The sequence below is a fragment of the Pseudomonas sp. NBRC 111130 genome (genome assembly GCF_001320485.1).
In the GTDB taxonomy this organism is placed as follows: domain Bacteria; phylum Pseudomonadota; class Gammaproteobacteria; order Pseudomonadales; family Pseudomonadaceae; genus Aquipseudomonas; species Aquipseudomonas vlassakiae.
In genome coordinates, this window is record NZ_BCBG01000086.1 from 1 (window position 1) to 4,348 (window position 4,348).

The window sequence follows — 4,348 nt, forward strand, 5'->3', positions numbered from 1 at the left end:
GCTGAAGCCTTCAGCGCGCCATCCAGGTCTTCGATCAGGTCGCGATAATCCTCGATCCCCACCGACAACCGCAGCAGGTTCTCGCTGATCCCCATCTCGCCCTTCTGCGCCGGGCTCAACGAGTTGTGCGACATGCTCCACGAGTGGTTGATCATGCTTTCCACCCCGCCCAGCGAGTCGGCCAGCACAAAGATCTCCAAGGCCTCGATCAACCGGTTGAGCGCCGCCCGGTCTGCACCTTTGACTTTCATCGCCACCACCGCCCCGCCACTGCGCATCTGCCGCTGGCACAGTGCGTGTTGCGGGTGGCTTTCAAGCCCCGGGTAGAACACCTGCTCGACCTGCGGGTGGGCTTCGAGGAAGCGCGCCACCTGCAGCGCGTTGGCGCACTGGCGCTCCATGCGCACATCCAGGGTCTTCAGCCCGCGCAGGGCCAGGTAGCAGTCGAACGGCCCCTGGATCGCCCCGACCGCCATGCTGATCTTGCGCAGCCGGGCCAGCAGCTCGTCATTGGCGGCGACCACCACGCCCCCGGTGAGATCGGAGTGGCCGCCGATGTACTTGCTCGCCGAGTGCATCACCAGGTCTACGCCGAGGGTGATCGGGCGCTGGTTCCACGGCGAGCAGAAGGTGTTGTCGATGCAGGTGAGGACGCCCCGGGCACGGGCCAGGTCGCACACCGCCTTGATGTCCACCAGGTGCAGCAACGGGTTGGTCGGGGACTCGATCCAGATCAGCTGGGTTTGCGGCTTGATTGCTGCAGCCACCGCCTCGACATCATTCAGGTCGACATACGTGGTGGTCAGGCCCGAGGTGCGCCCGCGGTAGTCTTCAAGGATGCGGAAGGTGCCGCCGTAAACACCATTCATCACCACCACGTGGGCGTCCTTGGGCAGCAGCTCGAGCACGGTGGCGGTGGCATTCACACCCGATGCACAGGCCACCGCACCGACGCCTTCCTCCAGCGCGGCAACACAGCTCTCATAGGCATGCCGGGTCGGGTTGCCGACACGGCTGTAGGCGTATTCGGGATTATCGTCCAGGCTGCGCTTGATGTAGGAGCTGGCGGTATAGATGGGCGGGAAAATGGCGTTTGCGGCAACGCTGGACTGCTCGCCGGCGTGGATGGTACGGGTGGCGAAATTACGCGGCTTGTCAGACATGGTCAGGCCCATTGGCAGGATTCAAGCCTGCAACTATGGCAATTACCTGGCGTGGCGGCAATGCCCGCTCGGTGCAGGAAATTTTCCTAGGCCTGGGGTAATCTGGGGAAAATTTTTCTCGGTGAAGTTTTCCCGGCCATGGACACCTTCGATCAGCACATTCTCACCCTGTTGCAGCGCGACGCCTCGATCTCGCTCAAGGACCTGGCCGAGGCGGTCAACCTGTCGACCACACCGTGCTGGAAGCGGGTCAAACGCCTTGAAGAAGACGGCTACATCCTCGGCCGCGTCGCCCTGCTGGACCCGGTGCGCCTGGGGCTGGGGCTGACCGTGTTCGTCCAGCTCAAGACCCAGCGCCACGACAGCGCCTGGCTGGAGCAGTTCGCAGCGACGGTGCAGGGGTTCGAGGAGGTGATGGAGTTCTACCGGATGTCCGGGGACTGGGACTACATGCTGCGGGTGGTGGTGGGTGACATCGCGGCGTATGACCGCTTCTACAAAAAGCTGATTACCAGCACTGAGGGGCTGTCCAACATCACCTCCAGTTTTGCCATGGAGCAGATGAAGTACACCACGGCCTTGCCGGTGCACCGATCCTGAATCGGCGCTGGATGCTTCGCGGCTGAAGCCGCTTCCACAGTTACTCCACAGTCCTTGAAATCTGTGATGACCCTGTGGAAATGGCTTTAGCCGCGAAGAGGCCGGCCCAGGCAGCCCATCAGTCCGAAGCGAGCACCGCCTCGATCCGGTTCCCGGCCTTGGCTTTCTCCAGCTTGATCGCAATGAACTTGGAAGTCGGCGTATAAGTCCCTTCGCCATAACTCTCCAGCGGCACCAGCGGATTGGTCTCGGGATAATAGGCCGCTGCCTGCCCATCCGGAATGTCATAAGGCACCAACCGGAAGCCCGACACCCGTCGCTCGACACCATCCTCCCACAGCGACACCAGGTCCACGTGCTCGCCCGGCTCGAAGCCCAGCCGGCGGATGTCCGCCTCGCTGACAAACACCACTTCACGCAGGCCGAATACCCCGCGATAACGGTCATCCAGCCCGTACAACGTGGTGTTGTACTGGTCATGCGAGCGCAGGGTCTGCAGGATCAGGTCCGGCGTGTCACCCCGCGCCAGCACCTTGGCATTGACCAGTTCCGCCGGCAGCGCGTGGGGCATGAAGCGGGCCTTGCCGGTAGCCGTGCGGAAGTTGCGATCGGCCGCGTTGTTGCCCAGGTGGAACCCGCCCGGGTGCTGCAGGCGCTCGTTGAAGTCAGCGAAGCCCGGAATCACGTCGGCGATCATGCTGCGAATGCGGTTGTAGTCGGCAACCGCGTATTCCCAGTCGATCGGCTGGTTGCCCAAGGTGGCCTTGGCCATGCCGGCGATGATCCACGGCTCCGAACGCAGGTGCGGCGAACGCGCGCGCAGCTGGCCGTTGGAGAGGTGCACCATGCTGAACGTATCCTCCACCGTCACGCCTTGCGGCCCCTCGGCCTGCATGTCGATCTCGGTACGGCCCAGGCACGGCAGAATCAGCGCATCGCGCCCGGTCACCAAGTGCGAGCGGTTGAGCTTGGTGGAGATCTGCACGGTCAGCGCGCAATTGCGCAGTGCCGCGTGGGTGCGCGGGGTGTCCGGCGTGGCTTGGGCAAAGTTGCCGCCCAGGGCGATGAACACCTTGGCCAGCCCCTCTTCCATGGCCTTGATCGCCAGCACTGCGTTGTGCCCGTGGGCCCGGGGCACTCGGAACTTGAAGCGTTTTTCGATGGCATCGAGCAGCGCCGCCCTGGGCTTTTCGTCAATGCCCATGGTGCGGTCGCCCTGCACGTTGCTGTGGCCACGCACCGGCGACAGACCGGCACCGGGCTTGCCGACGTTGCCGCGCAGCAGTTGCAGGTTGACGATTTCCTGCACGGTCGGCACCGAATGACGATGCTGCGTAACACCCATGGCCCAGCACATGATCACTCGCTCGGCCTTGCGGTATATGCGCGCAGCGAGTTCGATCTCGGCCAGGGTCAGTCCCGATTGCTTGACGATGTGCTCCCAGGAGGTGGCATCCACGGCCGCCAGGTAGTCGTCGAGGCCACTGGTGTGCTCGGCGATGAAGGCATGGTCGAACACCGCGGGCTCGCCCTTGGCCTGGGCTTCGCGCTCCCATTGCAAGAGGAACTTGGCGATACCGCGCATGGCCGCCATGTCGCCCCCCAGGGCCGGTCGGAAGTAGGCACTGGTGGTCGGCTCGGAGCCGTTGCTGAGCATCTCGAAGGGGTGCTGCGGGTGCTGGAAGCGCTCCAGGCCGCGTTCCTTGAGCGGGTTGAAGCACACCACCTGGGCACCGCGCTTGACGGCTTCGCGCAGCGGCTCGAGCATGCGCGGGTGGTTGGTGCCGGGGTTCTGGCCGATGACGAAGATCGCGTCGGCCAGCTCCAGGTCGTGAAACACCACGGTGCCCTTGCCCACCCCGAGGGTTTCGGCCATGCCGGAGCCGCTGGCTTCGTGGCACATGTTCGAGCAATCGGGGAAGTTGTTGGTGCCGTAGGCGCGGACGAACAGCTGGTAGAGGAATGCTGCCTCGTTACTCGCCCGGCCCGAGGTATAGAACTCCGCCTGATCGGGCGAGTCGAGCGCGCGCAGGTGTTGGGCGATCAGCTCGAAGGCCTCTTGCCAGCTGGTTTCCACGTAGTGGTCGGTCGCCGCGTCGTAGCGCATCGGATGGGTCAGGCGCCCCTGGTATTCAAGCCAGTAGTCGCTCTGTTCGAGCAACGCACTGACGCTGTAACGGGCAAAGAACGCAGGGTCCACTGAGCGGCCGGTGGCTTCCCAGTTCACTGCCTTGGCGCCGTTTTCGCAGAACTTGACCATGTCGCTTTCCGGCGACTCGCCCCAGGCACAGCCCGGGCAGTCGAAGCCACCGTTCTGGTTGGTCTTGAGCATGGCCCGCAGGTTCTTGAAGGCGTTGTCGCTGCCCAGCCAGCTCTTGGTCACGCTCTTCAGCGCGCCCCAGCCGGCGGCGGGGCCTTTGTAGTCCCTGATGTGTTGGTCCTGGCTCATGCGGTCAATCCTCACGCTTCGATACTTTCTTCCAGCGTATGGAGCCTGCGATAGAGCCGTCCAATCGATATGTTTTACCCCTTGATAAGCAATTTCGATCAGGGGCTGGCACCGCGCCGTGGCTTTCGCGGGCACG

Annotated in this window: 3 protein-coding genes; 1 reads left to right on the forward strand and 2 read right to left on the reverse strand. The window is 63.7% G+C overall.

Annotation, left to right across the window (positions count from 1 at the left end):
• Positions 1 to 1,175: PLP-dependent aspartate aminotransferase family protein (locus APH33_RS22470; protein WP_054887248.1), on the reverse strand; the 1,175-nt coding region annotated here is incomplete at its 3' end.
• A gap of 126 nt (positions 1,176 to 1,301) precedes the next feature.
• On the opposite strand from APH33_RS22470, the gene APH33_RS22475 reads away from it, so the two are divergent.
• Positions 1,302 to 1,763: an Lrp/AsnC family transcriptional regulator gene (locus tag APH33_RS22475; RefSeq protein WP_054887249.1), complete on the forward strand. Its 462-nt coding sequence runs from the start codon at positions 1,302 to 1,304 to the stop codon at positions 1,761 to 1,763.
• 118 nt (positions 1,764 to 1,881) lie between these two features.
• Here the strand turns inward: APH33_RS22475 and APH33_RS22480 are convergent, their stop codons facing one another.
• On the reverse strand, positions 1,882 to 4,212 hold the full coding sequence (locus APH33_RS22480; protein WP_054887250.1) for an FdhF/YdeP family oxidoreductase: 2,331 nt from the start codon (positions 4,210 to 4,212) through the stop codon (positions 1,882 to 1,884).
• Positions 4,213 to 4,348 lie beyond the last annotated feature (136 nt).